The sequence below is a fragment of the Pseudomonas sp. SWI44 genome, from assembly GCF_002947915.1.
Classification (GTDB): Bacteria; Pseudomonadota; Gammaproteobacteria; order Pseudomonadales; family Pseudomonadaceae; genus Aquipseudomonas; species Aquipseudomonas taiwanensis.
Window position 1 is genome coordinate 4,034,375 of record NZ_CP026674.1, and the last position, 16,506, is coordinate 4,050,880.

Below are 16,506 nucleotides of genomic sequence, written 5' to 3' on the forward strand. Positions count from 1 at the left end.
AGCCGCTCTAGAATGCATCTTCATGCGCACTTTGCGACATTTTGGATAAATACTCTAAAAATGACCTGTATCGTTCATTGAGTCATTTTTGTGACCATTGAGGCCGTTTTGGGCTCTAGGCGACCCTATTCAAAGCTGTTACTCTCGGCGCGCTTCCAGGTGATTCGGTTTGCAATGAACCGTCATCGCATATCAATAATAAACGCATCTACGCGTAAATGAACTTCGCTGTTGCTGAAGGAGTGGGCTTCCATGATCGAAAATTTTTGGAAGGATAAGTACCCAGCCGGGATTACGGCGGAAATCAATCCTGACGAATTCCCCAACATCCAGGCGGTACTGAAGCAATCCTGCCAACGCTTTGCAGATAAACCGGCCTTTAGCAACCTGGGCAAGACCATCACCTATGGCGAGTTGTATGCGCTGTCTGGCGCCTTTGCCGCCTGGCTGCAGCAGCATACCGACTTGAAACCGGGTGATCGCATTGCCGTGCAGTTGCCCAACGTCTTGCAGTATCCGGTCGCGGTATTTGGCGCCATGCGTGCCGGCCTGATCGTGGTCAACACCAACCCGTTGTACACCGCGCGGGAAATGGAACACCAGTTCAACGACTCTGGCGCCAAGGCGCTGGTGTGCCTGGCCAACATGGCCCACCTGGCCGAGAAGGTCGTGCCCAAGACCCAGGTCAAGCACGTCATCGTCACCGAAGTGGCCGACCTGCTGCCGCCGCTCAAGCGCCTGTTGATCAACAGCGTGATCAAGTACGTGAAGAAGATGGTGCCGGCATACAACCTGCCGGGCGCGGTGCGCTTCAACGACACCTTGGCGCTGGGCAAGGGCCAGCCGGTAACCGAAGCCAATCCACAACCTAACGATGTGGCCGTGCTGCAATACACTGGCGGAACCACCGGCGTGGCCAAAGGGGCGATGCTGACTCACCGCAACCTGGTGGCCAATATGCTGCAGTGCCGCGCGCTGATGGGCTCGAATCTGCACGAAGGTTGCGAGATCCTGATCACCCCGCTGCCGCTGTACCACATCTATGCCTTCACCTTCCATTGCATGGCCATGATGCTGATCGGCAACCACAACGTGCTGATCAGCAACCCGCGTGACCTGCCCGCCATGGTCAAGGAACTGGGCAAGTGGAAGTTCAGTGGCTTCGTGGGCCTGAACACGCTGTTCGTGGCCCTGTGCAACAACGAGGCGTTCCGTGCTCTGGACTTCTCGGCGCTGAAGATCACCCTGTCCGGTGGCATGGCCTTGCAATTGAGCGTGGCCGAACGCTGGAAGACCGTTACCGGCTGCGCCATTTGCGAAGGCTACGGCATGACCGAAACCAGCCCGGTGGCGGCGGTCAATCCGGCGGACGCCAACCAGGTCGGCACCATTGGCATCCCGGTGCCGTCGACCCTGTGCAAGGTCATCGACGACAATGGCCAGGAACTGCCGCTGGGCGAAGTGGGCGAGCTGTGCGTCAAGGGCCCGCAAGTGATGAAGGGCTACTGGCAGCGGGAAGATGCCACCGCCGAGATCCTCGACAGCGAGGGCTGGCTGAAGACCGGTGACATCGCGTTGATCCAGCAAGATGGCTACATGCGCATCGTCGACCGCAAGAAGGATATGATCCTGGTCTCGGGCTTCAACGTGTACCCCAACGAACTGGAAGATGTGCTCGCCAGTTTGCCGGGCGTGCTGCAGTGCGCGGCCATCGGCGTGCCGGACGAGAAGTCGGGCGAGGTGATCAAGGTGTTCATCGTGGTCAAGCCAGGCATGACCCTGACCAAGGAGCAGGTGATGGAGCACATGCGTGCCAATGTCACCGGCTATAAGGTGCCGCGCTACATCGAGTTCCGGGATGCGCTGCCGACCACCAACGTGGGCAAGATCCTGCGGCGTGAGCTGCGCGATGAAGAGTTGAAAAAGCAAGGGCTGAAGAAGATCGCCTGAACGACTTCTCTGGCCACTTCGCGGGTAACCCCGCTTCCACAGGTATCGCAAGAGCCCTGTTGAAGCGGGTTTATCCGTGCATGCTTCAGCGCATTTTTTCCAGCATCTGGTAGTACCACATCCCCGCCGCCAACAGCGGATTCCCCAGCAGATCGCCCATTGGCACCCTGATGTGCTTGCACGCTGCGAAGGTGTCGAACTTTTCGAGCGTTCCTGTCAATGCCTCGGCCATGATCTCGCCCATGATGTGGCTGGTGGCGATGCCATGCCCGGAATAACCCTGGCAGTACCACACGTTGTCCGAAAGCTTGCCCAGCTGTGGAATGCGGTTGACCACGATGCCCATGGCGCAACTCCACTGGAACTCGATCGGGATGCCCTTGAGTGCCGGGAAGGTCCGCTCGATGCAAGGGCGCAGCTCGCCCTCGATATCACGCGAATCCTTGCCCGAATAGTTGGCGCCGCCGCCGAACAGCAGGCGCTTGTCAGCCGTCAGACGGTAGTAGTCGAGCACGAATCGGCAGTCGTACACCGCCAGGTCTTGCGGGTTGATCTGCTCGGCCAGCTCGCCCAACGGCGCGGTGGTGACGATGCCGCCCATGGCTGGGAAGATCTTGCCCTTGAGCTGGCGCTTTTCCAGCTTGTGGTAGACATCGCCGGCCAGCATCACCTGGCGGGCCTCGATCCTCCCTTCGGCGGTGACCACCGCCGGACGCGGGCCATGGACGATCTCCAGTACCTCGGAGTTTTCGAAGACCAGAGCACCCAGGCTGTGGGCGGCACGGGCTTCGCCCAGGCACAGGTTGAGCGGATGCAGGTGCAGGTTGCGTCGGTTCTTCAGCGCACCCAGGTACAGCGGGCTTTGCAGGTGTCGGGAGACGGCCTGGCGGTCGAGCAGTTGCACCTGGTCCCCCATGCCACGACGTTGGGCTTCGGCTTCGAACCCGCGCAGTTCTGCCATGTGCGAGGGCTTCATGGCGGCATGCAGGTGGCCACGCTTGAGGTCGCAATCTATTCGATAGCGCTCGACGCGCTGTTCGATGATCTGGTGCCCTCGCCAGCGCAGGTGCCAGATGAAGTCGTCGACCTCGCTGCCGAGGCGTTTGCGCATCTGCGCGCGCATGGCCTCATCACCGGACAGGCTGCCGGTGACCTGGCCGCCGTTGCGCCCACTGGCACCCCAGCCGATGCGATTGGTTTCGACAATGGCAACTTTCAGGCCACGCTCGGCCAGCTCCACGGCGGTGGCCACGCCGGTGAACCCGCCGCCGATGATGGCCACGTCGACCTCCACCGTGCCCTTGAGGGTCGGGTACTGCGTGTGGTCGTTCAACGTGGCGCTGTAATAGGACGGCGCGCGCTGGGCTGGCCCGTTCTTCACTGCTGCGTTCATTGGGTGTTCCTTGTTCTTCAATAGGGTAGGGCTCAGGCCTGGTGCAGGTACCAGCGCCAGTCCTGTTCGCTGACTTCGGCCATGAACTGGCGATACTCGGCGCGTTTGACCTTCAAATAGACCCCCAGGAAAGCCTCGCCCAGCGCTTCGCGAGCCCAGTCAGAGCGTTCCAGACTGTCCAGTGCGGTCAGCCAGTCGGTGGGCAGGAATTCGGTGGCCTGGGCATAACCGTTACCTTCGATCGGCGCACCGGGGTCCAGCTGCTCGCGAATACCACGGTGGGTGGCAGCCAGAATGGCCGCCGCGGCCAGGTAAGGGTTGGCATCTGCGCCGCATATGCGGTGCTCGACATGCCGGCTGTTGGCCGGGCCGCCTGGCACGCGCAGGCTCACGGTGCGGTTGTCCACCCCCCAGGTGGGGGCCAGCGGCGCATAGCTGTTGGCCTGGAAGCGTCGGAACGAGTTGGCATTGGGGCAGAACAGCAGCAACGACTCGCGCAAGTGGCGCAGCATGCCGGCCACGGCCTGGCGCAAGAGGGGGGTGCCGGCCTTGTCGTCGCTGGCAAACAGGTTGTTGCCAGCGCTATCGGCCAGGCTCAGGTGCATGTGCATGCCCGTGCCGGCCAGTTCGGCGAATGGCTTGGCCATGAAACAGGCCTGCATACCATGGGCGTGGGCCACACCCTTGACCAGGCGTTTGTAGCGCACAGCCTGGTCCATGGCGGTCAGGGCGTCACCGTGTTCCAGGGTGATTTCCACCTGGCCGGGCGCGTACTCGGAAATCGCGGTACGTGCCGGAATGCCCTGGGCTTTGCAGGCGGCGTACAGGTCGGCCAGGAACGGCTCGATCTGCTCCAGTTCACGCAGGCCGTAGACCTGGGTGGTACGCGGTCTGCCGCCATCGGCATCCAGCGCCGGTTGCGGGCGTCCTTGGGCATCGCGCTTTTGGTCAAGCAGGTAGAACTCCAGCTCGCAGGCCATCACCGGGTAATAGCCGTCGGCCTTCAGCGCATCGAGGGTGCGCAGCAGTACATGACGGGGGTCGGCAACGCTGGCAGGCAAGCCCTCGGTAGGGTGCATGCTGACCTGCACCGCGGCGGTCGGTACGCGGCGCCAGGGCAGGCGCACCAGCGAGCCGTCCAAGGGGTAGGCGCGGCAATCGATGTCGCCGACATCCCACACCAGCCCGGAGTTTTCCACGTCGTCGCCGTTGAGGGTCAGGCCAAGGATGGTGCTGGGCAGTGGGCGACCGTTGGCATAGACGGCCATCAGCTCATCGCGGTGCAGCAGCTTGCCGCGGGGCACGCCATTGGCGTCGAGGATGAACAGTTCGAACAGCTCGATATCGGGGTTTTCAGCCAGGAAGCGGCTGGCCTGCTCTGGGTGTGCAAAGTGCATATTGGTTCGCTCATGGGCGCACAGGACCGCCGCGCATGCGGGCGGTCGAGCTGAGTCAATCGGCCGATAGGGGCCGGTTCGGATCAGTCAAGCGTGAGCGAAGTATCCGGTGGGCGTGCGTGACGGCAGTGCCACAGGGCCCAGAAGGCAAGGATGATGTGGACCAGCGGATTTTCACCGGCACAGCTTCGGGCCTTCGGCAGCGAAGGGCGGGAGGACGGTGGGGCGAGGAGCTGGACGCAAGTCATGCCTTCGATACTCACATGCGGCGTAAGGTTGATTAAAGCAGTGAATGGCAACCTTCACATCTGGCTTCGCTAAACATTCGCAGGCGCGCGGACGCCGCGATAGCCATCGGAGCCTGCTTACCGGCGCTGGGACCGGTGCAGACAGCAAACAACCGTCAAATCTGCGACAATCGCGCATCTCTCGCATGCCGATCATGAAAAAGCAGGCTCACCTGCACGATTAAAAAGCCCCATGACAGACCACGCCATCGACCAATTGCTGAAAAACCTCGACCACGCCATGATCGCCGACCGCCATCGACTGCGGCGGCAGATCCATGAGCTGCGCAAGCGCCCTGACGAAGCCAAGCTGGCGCAATGGGTGGAAAAGGTCCAGGCATCCTGCGCCCAGGTCACCGCACGCCAGCAGAGCGTGCCGCACATCCGCTACGACGACAGCTTGCCGATTGCCGCCAAGCGCGACGAAATCAAGAAAGCCCTGTCCGAAAACCAGGTGCTGGTGATCGCAGGTGAGACCGGCTCGGGCAAAACCACCCAGCTGCCGAAGATTTGCCTGGAGCTTGGCCGTGGCAGCCATGGCCTGATCGCCCATACCCAGCCTCGGCGAATCGCTGCGCGCAGCGTTGCCGCGCGGGTGGCAGAAGAGCTGGGCACGCCGTTGGGCGGGTTGGTGGGTTATCAGGTGCGCTTCGAAGACCAGAGCGACAGCAACACCTTGGTCAAGCTGATGACCGACGGTATCCTGCTCGCTGAAACCCAGCACGACCGCTTCCTCGAACGCTACGACACGATCATCGTCGACGAGGCTCACGAGCGCAGCCTGAACATCGACTTTCTCCTGGGCTACCTCAAGACGCTGCTGCACCGTCGTCCCGACCTGAAACTGATCATCACTTCGGCGACCATCGACCTGGAGCGCTTCTCCAAGCACTTCGACGGCGCGCCGATCATCGAGGTGTCCGGCCGTACCTACCCGGTAGAAACCTGGTACCGCCCGTTGACCAGCGAGCAGGACGAGGAAGGCAACCAGGTCGAGGACGATCTCACGGTCGACCAGGCGATTCTCGCTACCCTGGACGAGCTGGCCCAGCATGAGCGCAGCGAAGGCAAGGGGCCGGGCGATGTGCTGGTGTTCCTGCCTGGTGAGCGCGAGATTCGCGATGCCGCCGACATCCTGCGCAAGGCCCAGCTTCGCCACACCGAGATCCTGCCGCTGTATGCCCGGCTTTCCCCGGCCGAGCAGCAGCGCATTTTCCAGCCCCATACCGGGCGCCGGGTGGTGCTGGCGACCAACGTGGCCGAAACCTCGCTGACGGTGCCGGGTATTCGTTACGTGATCGATACCGGTACTGCACGCATCAGCCGCTACAGCTACCGCGCCAAGGTGCAGCGCTTGCCGATCGAGGCCGTGTCCCAGGCCAGTGCCAACCAGCGCAAAGGCCGCTGCGGCCGCGTCGAGCCGGGTATTTGCGTGCGTCTTTACAGCGAAGAGGATTTCAACGGCCGGCCAGCGTTCACCGACCCGGAAATCCTGCGCACCAACTTGGCGGCCGTCATCCTGCAGATGCTGCACCTGCGCCTGGGCGCCATCGATGCCTTCCCGTTCATCGAACCGCCGGATGGCAAGGCCATCAGTGACGGCTTCAACCTGCTGCAGGAGCTGTCGGCGGTCAACCGCGAGAACCAGCTGACGCCGCTGGGCCGCCAGCTGGCGCGCTTGCCGATCGACCCGCGACTGGGCCGTATGCTGCTCGAAGGCGCGCGCCAGGGCAGCCTGCAGGAAATACTGATCGTCGCCAGTGCATTGTCGGTGCAGGACCCCCGCGAACGCCCACCCGAGCGACAGCAAGCCGCCGACCAGGCCCATGCCCAGTGGAAGGATGTCGACTCCGACTTCGCTGCCCTGGTCAATCTGTGGCGCGGTTTCGAGGAGCAGCGCCAGGCGCTTACCGCCAACCCGCTGCGCAACTGGTGCCGGAAAAACTTCCTGAATTACCTGCGTCTGCGTGAATGGCGCGATGCTCATCGCCAGTTGGCGCTGATCTGCCGCGACCTGCAATTGGCGGTGAACAAGGATCCGTCGGACTATCAGCGGATGCACAAGGCCATTCTCAGCGGATTGCTGAGTCAGATCGGCCACAAGACCGAAGATGGCGACTACCAGGGCGCCCGCCAGCGGTGTTTCTGGGTGCATCCGTCCTCGGGGCTGGGCCGCAAGCGCCCGCAGTGGGTGATGGCCGCCGAACTGGTGGAAACCACCAAGCTGTATGCGCGGATGGTGGCCAAGATCGAGCCCGACTGGATCGAACCGCTGGCCACGCACCTGGTCAAGAAGAACCATTTCGAACCGCATTGGGAGAAGAAGCGCGGGCAGGTGGTGGCCTACGAACAGATCACCCTGTACGGGCTGATCCTGGTGGGCCGCCGTCCGGTGCACTTCGGGCCCATCGACCCGGTGGCTTCGCGTGAGTTGTTCATTCGTGAAGCGCTGGTTGGTGGCGAGATCCAGTCGCGGGCCAAGTGCCTGTCGGCCAACAAGCGCCTGCTCGAAGAACTCGACGAGCTGGAAGCCAAGGCCCGCCGCCGTGACATCCTGGCCGACGAAGAGACCCTCTACGCCTTTTATGAAGCGCGGCTACCGGCAGAGATCCACCAGACCGCAACCTTCGACAGCTGGTACCGCATGGGCAGCCAGAAGGACCCCAACCTGTTGATCATGCGCGAGGAAGACGTGCTGGCCCGTGAAGCCAGCGAGGTCACCGCAGCGCAATACCCCGACAGCTTGCAGGTGGGTGACCTGCGCTTGCCGTTGAGTTACCACTTCGAGCCAGGCCACCCGCGCGATGGCGTGACCGTGCGGGTGCCCGCGCCGTTGCTGCCGAGCCTGCCGGGCGAGCGCCTGGAGTGGCTGGTGCCGGGCTTGCTGGAAGCCAAGTGCGTGGCCTTGGTGCGTAACCTGCCCAAGGCCCTGCGCAAGAATTTCGTGCCGGTACCCGACTTCGTCAAGGCATCGCTTGCCCGCATGACTTTCGGCCAAGGCGCATTGCCCCAGGCGTTGGGCCAGGAGTTGCTGCGCATGACGGGCGCTCGGGTGTCCGATGAGGCCTGGGACGAGTCGGTGCGCCTGGTCGAAGGGCACCTGCGGATGAACATCGAAGTGGTCGATGGCCAAGGCAAGTTCCTCGGCGAAGGGCGTGACCTGGCCGAGCTGACGGCACGTTTCGCTGCCGCCAGCCAGGCAGCGCTGGCCGTACCGCGCAACGACAAAACCGAGCAGCCGGTGCAGGCCAAGGCTTTCAGCGAAGTGGCGCAAACCGCCCAGCAGAAGATCGCGGGGTTGTCGATGACGGTCTACCCGGCGCTGGTCGAAGCGAACGGCACCGTGCGCGAGGCGCGCTTCTCGACCTTGGCCGAGGCTGAGTTCCAGCATCGTCGCGCCCTCCAGCGTCTGTTGCTGCAGCAGTTGGCCGAACCCGCCAAGTACCTACGTGGCAAGTTGCCAGGGCTGACCGAGTTGGGCTTGCTGTACCGCGAACTGGGCCGTATCGAGGCGCTGGTCGAGGACATTCTGTTGGCCAGTCTCGACAGTTGCATCCTTGAAGGGGAAGACCCGCTGCCGCGCGATGGCGCCGCATTGGCCGGCCTGGCCGAACGCAAGCGCGGTAGCTGGGCCGAGCATGCCGAGCGTCTGGCCCGCCAGGCCCTGGAGGTGCTTAAGTTGTGGCACGGCCTGCAAAAGCGCTTCAAGGGCAAGATCGACCTCAGCCAGGCGGTGTCGCTCAACGACATCAAGCAGCAACTGAGCAACCTGGTGTATCCAGGCTTCGTGCGCGAAACACCGGGAGTCTGGTTCAAGGAGTTGCCGCGCTATCTCAAGGCCGTCGAGCTGCGTCTCGAGAAGCTGGGCGCCCAGGTGCAGAAGGACAGGGTCTGGAGCGGCGAGCTGGGCAACCTGTGGGCACAGTATAAGGCGCGTGCCGACAAGCATGCCCAGGAGGGCAAGCGTGACGAGCAACTGACGCTGTACCGCTGGTGGCTGGAAGAGTATCGCGTATCGTTGTTCGCCCAGCAGTTGGGCACCAAGGTGCCAATTTCCGACAAGCGATTAAGCAAACAGTGGAGTCAGGTAGAGGGCTAAACTTCCCTGTTTGTGGCACACTTGGGTGAATTTTTGGGCCGTTTAGCGGCCTATCGCGGGCAACCCGCTCCTGAAGGAGCGGGGTTTGGCCGCGACGAGTGTGTAACCCTTTGTCTTTAAGTTGGCACTAAAGTGCCATTATCTGTCATGTTTCCAGCCAGCGCCCCGTGGCGATGGCCTTTGACCAGAGGAACGACCGTGCATAACGTCGTGATCAGCGGCACCGGCCTGTATACCCCGGCCCAGAGCATTTCCAACGAAGAACTGGTGGCGTCGTTCAACACCTGGGCGCAGCAGTTCAACCACGATAACGCAGCGGCCATCGAGCGTGGCGAGGTCGAGGCAGCACCGCTTTCCGATGCAGCTTTCATCGAAAAGGCTTCGGGCATCAAGAGCCGCTTCGTCATGGACAAGGCCGGCATTCTCGACCCTTTGCGCATGAAGCCGCGGCTGCCGGAGCGTAGCAATGACGAGCCGTCGATCCTCTGCGAAATGGCCGTGGCCGCAGCCCGACAGGCCCTGAAGCGCGCCGGTCGTACGGCGGCGGATGTCGACGGGGTGATCGTCGCCTGCTCCAACCTGCAACGCCCGTACCCGGCAATCGCCATCGAGGTGCAGAAGGCATTGGAGATTCAGGGTTTTGCCTTCGACATGAACGTGGCGTGCTCCTCGGCCACCTTCGGCATCCAGACCGCCGCCAACAGTGTGCAACTGGGCCAGGCCCGGGCGGTGCTGATGGTCAACCCGGAAGTCTGCACCGGTCACCTGAACTTCCGTGACCGCGATAGCCATTTCATCTTCGGTGATGCCGCCACTGCGGTGCTGATCGAACGTGCCGACCAGGCTACCTCCAGCCACCAGTTCGAGATTGTCAGCAGCAAGCTGTGGACCGAGTTCTCCAACAACATCCGCAACAACTTCGGCTTCCTCAACCGCGCGGCGGAAGAAGGCGAGGGCGCTGCGGACAAATTGTTCATCCAGGAAGGCCGCAAGGTGTTCCGCGAGGTGTGCCCGAAAGTGGCCGAACTGGTTGGTGCTCACCTTCAAGAAAATGGCCTTCAGCCGAGCGATGTGAATCGCTTCTGGCTGCACCAGGCCAACCTGAGCATGAACCACTTGATCGTCAAGAAGCTGTTGGGACGTGAGGTCGCTGAAGAAGAGGCACCGGTGATTCTGGACCGCTATGCCAACACCAGTTCGGCAGGCTCGGTGATTGCCTTCCACCTGTATCAGGATGATCTGGCCCCAGGTTCGCTGGGCGTGCTGAGCTCGTTCGGCGCGGGGTATTCGATTGGTAGCGTGATTCTGCGCAAGCGTTGAGTCTTGGGCTGACGGAACCGGTCTCTTCGCAGGTCAACCCGCGAAGAGACCGGTGCATTTCTACCCGGCATGAAAAAGGCGAGAAATGCTGGATGGGGTCAGCATTTCTCGCCTGGACGTAGAGCGAACCCTTAGAACTTGGCTTCCAGGTCGACCTGCAGGGTGTCGACGTCAGCATTGCTGTTCGGCAACTGCGACAGGTCGGTCTTGGCCATCAGGTAGGTAGCGCCCAGCGAGAAGTTCTTGTCGATCTCGTAACCGACCTTGAACTTGTGGCCACGCGAGCCGGTGTAGCCGTTGCCGAAGTCGGAATCAGTGAACAGGCTGACCACGGCGTTGCGCTGCACATCGCGGTAGTTGTAGTCCAGGCTCCAGGCTCCGAGCTTGGTCTTCAGACCGGCCAGCCAGGCCTGGTCTTCGCCGTCGGTGCTCTCGGTGTTCTTCACGTACTGGCCGTAAGCCGACAGCGGGATGGCGAAGCCGGTAAAGTCGATCTGGCCGAAGCCTTCGACCAGGTTGAACTCGTTGGTGGTGTTGCCGAACGACTGGAGGATGGCGGCTTCCTTGTCGTTGTCATAGCCGTAGATGCTCGCACCCACGGTGACTTTTAGGGCATTGACCGGCGCGAACTTGGTCCCCAACTGGCCGTGGTAGACCTGGGCGTCGTGCTTGTATTGCACGCCGTCACCATCGACGTTGTCCTTGAGGGTGTACTGACCGGCGCTGGCGAACACTTCGGCGCCGCCCAGATCGGTTTTGTAGGTGGCGGCGAAGCCTTCCGGGTTGATGTCGCTGTCCCAGATGATGTCGCCCATGCTCACCCAAGGCTGCTGCATCTTGCCGCCGATCAGGTGCAGGTTCGGCACGCCGGTAGGGTGCCAGTCCAGGTAAGCCTGGTCGACCCACAGCGACTTCTTGTCGAAGTAGTTGTCGAAGCTCTGATTGGTCGAGCGACGGTCGGCGCTGCTGCCAGTGGCGATACGCACGCCTGCGTCGACTTGCGGGTTGATCTCGCTGTAGAAGCCAACGCGGGCACGGACGCGCTGACGATCCTGGTTGCCGCTGCTGCTGTTCGGATCGTCGACGTTGACGTCTTCGTAGCGCAGGCGTACATCACCTTTGATCTGGGTCTTGGCGGCCCATGCCACTTTCTGTTCGAAAGAACTCAGGCGGTCGGACTGAGCTTTCTGGTCGGCCTTTTCCTTGGTTTCCTTTGCCAGGTCGCCCTGCAGTTCGTTGTACTGCGCCTGATTGATCGAGCCATTGGCGCGGAGCATCTCGAGCAGCTTGGCGTCGACAGCAGCACTGGCCGGAGTACTCAGAGCCAGCATCATGCCGGTGAGGCTCACTCCGGTAAGTGTAGAAACAAGACGCATAAGGTTCTCCCTACTGAAAAAAATGGGGGAGGCTCTGCGCCCGCCCCTATGTTGGCATGTCTTCGGAAAGGGCCTGAATAGACAGGTTCTGAGGTTCCGGAAAACAGGCGCAAGTATTGCGGGGGCGAATGACAGATTAATGTCTAATTAGTGGCACTGTGGTTAAGTAATTGAGAATGAAAGGATAAGCGGGGGCCTGCACCATTTGAGCGACAGTGCGTCTTTCCGAGATACTGGCCCCCTCAAACCGAGAGTCGATACCGTGACCAGCCTCTACAGCCTTGCCCATTTGCGTGACTTGCCAGCGGCCACCTGGGATGCGTTGGTGCCTGCAGGCCAGCCCTTTCTACGCCATGCATTCTTGAGTTCGATGGAAGACAGCGGCAGCGTCGCACCCAGCACCGGCTGGGCTGCCGAGCACCTGGTGCTGGAGCGTGATGGAAAGGTGCGGGCGCTGCTGCCGGCCTACCGCAAATGGCATTCGTTCGGTGAGTACGTGTTCGACCATGGTTGGGCGGATGCCTGTGAGCGAGCCGGGATCGCCTATTACCCCAAACTGCTCGGTGCCGTGCCGTTCAGCCCGGTCAGTGGCCCGCGCCTGCTCGCCAGCGCGCCCGACGATGGCCTGGTGTTGCTTCAGGCGTTGCCGGAGTACCTGGGCAAGGGCGGCTTGTCCGGGGCGCATATCAACTTTACCGAGCCCGCGCTGGATGAGCAGATCGCCGGCTTGCCGGGCTGGATGGAGCGGTTGGGTTGCCAGTTCCACTGGCGCAACCGGGGTTATCGGGACTTTCAGGACTTTCTCGATACCTTGAGTTCACGCAAGCGCAAGCAGATGCGCAAGGAGCGTGAGCAGGTGGCCGGGCAGGGCATTGATTTTCAGTGGTATCGGGGCGATGAACTGGACGAGGCGCGATGGGACTTCGTCTATCGCTGCTACGCCAATACTTACGCAGTGCGTCGGCGTGCGCCCTACCTGACGAGGGAATTCTTCAGCCTGTTGGCGGAACGTATGCCGGCGTCGGTGCAGGTCGTCATGGCTCGTCAGGGCGGGCGTGACGTGGCCATGGCGCTGAGCCTGGTCGGTGGTGACAGCCTGTTCGGTCGCTACTGGGGTTGCCTGGATGAATTCGACCGGCTGCATTTCGAGACCTGTTTCTACCAGGGCATGGACTTTGCCATGGCCCAGGGACTCCAGCGATTCGATGCTGGCGCGCAGGGGGAGCACAAGTTGATCCGAGGCTTTGAGCCTGTGTTGACGCGGTCGTGGCACTACCTGCTGCATCCGGGCCTGCGCCGCGCGGTAGAGGACTTCCTCGGGCAGGAACGGCTAGGGGTGAGGGCCTATGCCGAGGAAGCACGGGGAATGTTGCCGTATCGGCGGGATTGATCGCATCAGCTCTGTGGGCGCGGTCAGTCGACGCCGACGAATCCTCCGGTCTGGTGATGCCACAAGCGCGCGTACAGGCCCTGCTGTTCCAGCAGCTCGCTGTGGCTGCCACTTTCGACGATACGCCCCTTGTCCAGCACGACCAGCCGGTCCATTCGCGCGATGGTCGATAACCGGTGGGCAATGGCGATCACGGTCTTGCCTTGCATCAAGGTTTCCAGGCTTTCCTGGATCGCCGCCTCGACCTCCGAGTCCAGCGCCGAGGTGGCTTCGTCCATGATCAGAATAGGAGCGTTCTTCAGTAGCACGCGGGCGATGGCGATCCGCTGACGCTGACCGCCTGAGAGCTTGACCCCGCGCTCGCCGACATGGGCGTCGAAGCCGGTGCGACCCTGGGCGTCCGAGAGCTGCGGTATGAACTCGTCGGCGCGGGCGCGGCGCACGGCTTCGTGCAACGCCAGCTCGCTGGCATCGGGGCGGCCATACAGCAGGTTGTCGCGGATCGATCGGTGCAACAGCGAGGTGTCCTGGGTAATCATGCCGATCTGCGCCCGCAGGCTGGCCTGGCTCACTTCGGCGATATCCTGGCCATCGATGAGAATGCGCCCGCCCTGCACGTCGTAAAGGCGCAGCAACAGGTTGACCAAGGTGGATTTGCCAGCGCCGGAGGGGCCGATCAGGCCGATCTTTTCTCCTGGGCGAATGTCCAGGTTCAGCCCATCGATCACGTTGCGGCCCTTGCCATAATGGAAGTCGACGTCATCGAAGCGTACGGCGCCGCGGCTGACCTTCAGCGCGGGCGCATTGGGCTTGTCGGTGACGGTCACGGGCTGGGCGATGGTCTGCAGGCCGTCCTGGACCATGCCGATGTTCTCGAAAATGCCGTTGACCACCCACATGATCCAGCCTGACATGTTGACGATGCGAATCACCAGGCCCGTGGCCAGGGCGATGGCGCCGACAGTGATCAGCGACTGGCTCCACAGCCACAGTGCCAGGCCGGTGGTGGTGACCACCAGCAGGCCATTGAGGCTGGTGATGACGACGTCCATGCTGGTGATGACGCGGGAGGCCAGCTGGGTTTTCTCGGTCTGTTCGCGGATGGCGTCGCGGGCGTACTGCTGCTCGAAGTCGGTGTGGGCGAACAGCTTCAGGGTGGCGATGTTGGTGTAGCCATCGACGATTCTGCCCATCAGCTTGGAGCGGGCGTCGGAGGAAATTACCGAGCGTTCCTTGACCCGTGGCACGAAGTAACAGAGCGCGGCGATGTAGCAGGCGATCCAGGCCAGCAGTGGCAGCATGAGGCGCCAGTCGGCCTCGGCGAACAGCACCAGCGAGCTGATGGCGTAGATCAGCACATGCCATAGGGCATCCACCGCCTGCACGGCTGAATCGCGAAGGGAGTTGCCGGTCTGCATGATGCGCTGGGCGATGCGCCCGGCGAAGTCGCTCTGGAAGAAGTTCAGACTCTGCTTGAGCACATAGGTATGGTTTTGCCAACGGATCAGGCTGGTCATGCCGGGGTTGATGGTCTGGTGCACCAGCAGATCGTGCAGGCCGAAGAACAGCGGCCGCAGCACCAGGATCACCACCAGCATCCAGATCAGTTCGCCACTGTGCTCGCTGAAGAAGTTAGCATTGGCAGTGCCCTGGGCCAGGTCGATGATGCGGCTCAGGTAGCTGAACATCGCCACTTCGATGACCGAGGCGACCAGGCCGACCACCAGTAGGGCGAGGAAACTCGGCCATACCTGGCGCAGGTAGTACAGGTAGAACGGCCAGACCTGGCTGGGAGGCGCCTCGCTCGGCGCCTCGCGGAAGATATCGATCAGTTGCTCGAAACGGCGATACAGCATGGGTGACGGCACTCCTGTTCCATCCGACCCTCAGGCGGTTTCACGTCCCTGTGAAGCCTGGGGTCAGTCGATGCGTTTGGCGGACTTGATGTACACCGGGTCGGCCGGGACATCGCGCATGCCCTTCTTGATGGTGGTCGGCGAGTTGACGATCTGGTCGACCACCTCCATGCCCTTGGTGACCTTGCCGAACACGGCGTAGCCGCGGTCACGGCCAGGGTTGAGGAAATCGTTGTCGGCCACGTTGATGAAGAACTGGCTGGTGGCCGAGTTCGGGTCCGAGGTGCGGGCCATGGCCAGGGTGCCACGGGTGTTCTGCAGGCCATTGCCGGCTTCGTTGGTGATCGGCGCGCGGGTGCTCTTTTGCACCATCTGGTCAGTGAAGCCGCCGCCTTGGGCCATGAAGCCTGGGATCACACGGTGGAAGATGGTGTTGTTGTAGAAGCCGCTGTCGACGTATTCGAGGAAGTTCTTGGTACTGATCGGCGCCTTCTCGGCATTGAGCTCGATTTCGACCGGGCCGAAGCTGGTGTCGAGCAACACGTGAGGGGTCTTGTCGGAAGCCATGACGCTTGTGGCGAACGCGACCGAGCAGGCGGTGAGCAGGAGTTTTTTCAGCATGGGCTCAAAGATCCTTGAGAGGTTGAGGCGGCTGCAAGGAAGTGCAGCAGGGTCTGGTTGAAGACCTCGGGTTGATCGAGGGGTGTAGCGTGCCGGGAATCGTCGATGACTACCAGCTTTGCCTGGGGCATCAGGGCGACGTAGCGCTCTTTGAGTTGTATCGGGGTGTAATCCTGGTCGGCGGCGATCACCAGGGTAGGACAGCGGATCTGCCCGATGCGTTCCTGTACACCCCAGTCGACGATGGCGTCGAAGCTCTTGAGGTAGGCGCGTTTGTCGTTGCGAGCCCAGCGTTGGGCCATGGTTTGACGCAGCTCGGCTTGCTGGGGTTTGGGGAACAGCCGCTCGGCCAGGCCCTTGCCGACCGTTTCGACACTCAGGATGCGCGCCAGGCCCCAGCGCTTGAGCCACCAGATCCAGTCGCTGCGGGTACGGCGCTTGACTTCGGGGGCACTGTTGACGATGCAAAGGCTGCGCAGCCATTGCGGATGATCGACGGCGAACTGGAAGCCGACCATGCCGCCCATGGACAGGCCGACGAAATGCACCGGCCCGGTCTGAAGGTGTTCGAGCAGGGCCAGCAGGTCGGCGCTGAAGGTGGCGATCTGGTAGCCGTCGCGGGGTTTGTCGGAGCGCCCGTGGCCCCGGATGTCCATGACAATCACGCGATAATGAAGGCTCAGCACGGGTACCTGCAGTTCCCAGTCCTGGCTGCTAGACCCCAGTCCGTGCAGCAATACCAGGGGGGCGCCCTGGCCATATTCCTCGTAATGCAGTGAGCATCCCTGGTGTTCGAAATAGGCCATGGGCGCGGTCC

General features: G+C 62.1%; 10 protein-coding genes. 4 read left to right on the plus strand and 6 right to left on the minus strand.

Annotated features, from left to right (window positions below; genetic code table 11):
- The first annotated feature begins 252 nt into the window (after positions 1-252).
- Entirely contained in the window at positions 253-1,950 is a 1,698-nt protein-coding gene (gene fadD1 / locus C4Q26_RS19025) for a long-chain-fatty-acid--CoA ligase FadD1 (protein ID WP_023381705.1), read from the plus strand.
- A gap of 85 nt (positions 1,951-2,035) precedes the next feature.
- On the opposite strand, the gene C4Q26_RS19030 is transcribed toward fadD1, so the two are convergent.
- Entirely contained in the window at positions 2,036-3,343 is a 1,308-nt protein-coding gene (locus C4Q26_RS19030; RefSeq protein WP_023381704.1) for an FAD-binding oxidoreductase, read from the minus strand.
- 32 nt (positions 3,344-3,375) lie between these two features.
- The gene (locus tag C4Q26_RS19035) at positions 3,376-4,740 is read right to left on the minus strand and encodes a glutamine synthetase family protein (protein ID WP_104883400.1); all 1,365 of its coding nucleotides are present in this window, start codon (positions 4,738-4,740) and stop codon (positions 3,376-3,378) included.
- A gap of 480 nt (positions 4,741-5,220) precedes the next feature.
- Here C4Q26_RS19035 and hrpA point away from each other — a divergent pair, with 480 nt between their 5' ends.
- Together hrpA and C4Q26_RS19050 are read left to right on the plus strand one after the other, a co-directional pair.
- Entirely contained in the window at positions 5,221-9,126 is a 3,906-nt protein-coding gene (gene hrpA, locus C4Q26_RS19045) for an ATP-dependent RNA helicase HrpA (protein WP_104883401.1), read from the plus strand.
- 198 nt (positions 9,127-9,324) lie between these two features.
- Complete coding sequence (locus C4Q26_RS19050) at positions 9,325-10,446, plus strand: beta-ketoacyl-ACP synthase III (protein ID WP_023381700.1); 1,122 nt, start codon at positions 9,325-9,327, stop codon at positions 10,444-10,446.
- A 131-nt stretch (positions 10,447-10,577) separates the two neighbouring features.
- Here C4Q26_RS19050 and C4Q26_RS19055 read toward each other — a convergent pair whose 3' ends face one another.
- A complete protein-coding gene (locus C4Q26_RS19055) occupies positions 10,578-11,822 on the minus strand; it encodes a putative porin (protein WP_104883402.1) in 1,245 nt (414 codons plus the stop codon).
- A gap of 262 nt (positions 11,823-12,084) precedes the next feature.
- On the opposite strand from C4Q26_RS19055, the gene C4Q26_RS19060 reads away from it, so the two are divergent.
- On the plus strand, positions 12,085-13,212 hold the full coding sequence (locus tag C4Q26_RS19060; RefSeq protein WP_023381698.1) for a GNAT family N-acetyltransferase: 1,128 nt from the start codon (positions 12,085-12,087) through the stop codon (positions 13,210-13,212).
- 23 nt (positions 13,213-13,235) lie between these two features.
- Here C4Q26_RS19060 and C4Q26_RS19065 read toward each other — a convergent pair whose 3' ends face one another.
- From C4Q26_RS19065 to C4Q26_RS19075, 3 genes are all read right to left on the minus strand, one after another.
- Entirely contained in the window at positions 13,236-15,068 is a 1,833-nt protein-coding gene (locus C4Q26_RS19065; RefSeq protein WP_023381697.1) for an ABC transporter ATP-binding protein, read from the minus strand.
- A 63-nt stretch (positions 15,069-15,131) separates the two neighbouring features.
- Entirely contained in the window at positions 15,132-15,689 is a 558-nt protein-coding gene (locus C4Q26_RS19070; protein ID WP_023381696.1) for a peptidylprolyl isomerase, read from the minus strand.
- A complete protein-coding gene (locus tag C4Q26_RS19075; RefSeq protein WP_023381695.1) occupies positions 15,683-16,495 on the minus strand; it encodes an alpha/beta fold hydrolase in 813 nt (270 codons plus the stop codon). Before C4Q26_RS19075 ends, C4Q26_RS19070 begins: the two co-directional genes overlap by 7 nt.
- Positions 16,496-16,506 lie beyond the last annotated feature (11 nt).